Source organism: Nitratidesulfovibrio oxamicus (assembly GCF_015731765.1).
Classification (GTDB): domain Bacteria; phylum Desulfobacterota; class Desulfovibrionia; order Desulfovibrionales; family Desulfovibrionaceae; genus Cupidesulfovibrio; species Cupidesulfovibrio oxamicus.
In genome coordinates this window covers 1-953 of the sequence record NZ_VRYY01000653.1, presented here as the reverse complement: position 1 = coordinate 953, position 953 = coordinate 1, and the positions used below count along the sequence as shown (strand labels likewise).

General features: G+C 70.0%; 1 protein-coding gene and 1 pseudogene. Both read right to left on the bottom strand.

Features of this window, described 5'->3' with window-relative positions; translation table 11 throughout:
• Positions 1-198: pseudogene (locus tag FVW20_RS16890) on the bottom strand (hypothetical protein); the annotation flags it as partial.
• A gap of 326 nt (positions 199-524) precedes the next feature.
• On the bottom strand, positions 525-953 hold a 429-nt coding region (locus tag FVW20_RS16885; RefSeq protein ID WP_196610504.1), incomplete at its 5' end, for a M48 family metalloprotease.

Here is a 953-nt window from a genome sequence, read left to right as displayed (position 1 = left end):
GCCGCCAAGACCGCCCGCCAGCACTCCCCCCAGAGGTGATGCGCCCCCGCCCTTGGCCAGCAATGCGGCAAAACGCGGGTCGGCAGCGCCGCGCTGGCCCGCCTTGGGGACGGCGCCGGCGCGCCGGGTACCTTCGGTGGCTCGTCCTTCGACCAGTGTCTGAAGGGCGTCCATGGAGATGTTCTTTCCGTAGGCCATGCGCAATCCTCCTGCCGCCGGGGGAACGGAGTGGCGGCGCAAGGGGCAAAGCAAGGGCAATGCCAGCAGGAGCACACTGCCTTGCATGACGGCGGGTTGCGGACACGTGCCGGACATCCGGCAACGGCAGGCGGGTGGTGGATGCGGCAATTGCGTCAAGCCGCCGACGGCGGCCCGGAAGCGGCATTCCAGAGGGGGCTCCGCCAGGGGCAGGTGGGTGAACGCCGTGGAGCGGAACCTACCTTCGACCACGCGGGAAACGAGAAAGGCCCCGTGCCTGCGCGCGGGGCCATGCCGGTGCAAAACGGCAGCGGACGAGAACCGAGCTACCTTGCGACGGGGGGCGTACCGCCAGGGCCGGATCCGGCGGCCTTGCCGCCCGCATTGCCCCCGGCGCTTCCGGAACCGCCATCGTCGCGCGGGCGGTAGTAGCGCATGGCTTCGGGCAGCATGGCCCGCAGCGCGTCAATGCGCTTGGCCTCGGTGGGGTGGGTGGACATGAAGTCCGATTTGCCCTTGCCGCCCGACTGCTTGAGCATCTTCTGCCAGAATTCGATGGCCGCGTGCGGGTCGTATCCGGCCTTGGCCATGAGCAAAAGCCCGATATGGTCGGCCTCGTACTCCATCTCGCGGCTGTTGGGCAGCATGACGGCCATGTTCATGGCCCCGGCGTAGCCGTCGCCCACGGCCTGGGCCGCCTGCGACGAACCGCCCGCCGCCGCCACGCCCACCATGGCGGCCAGCTGGCCCACCTG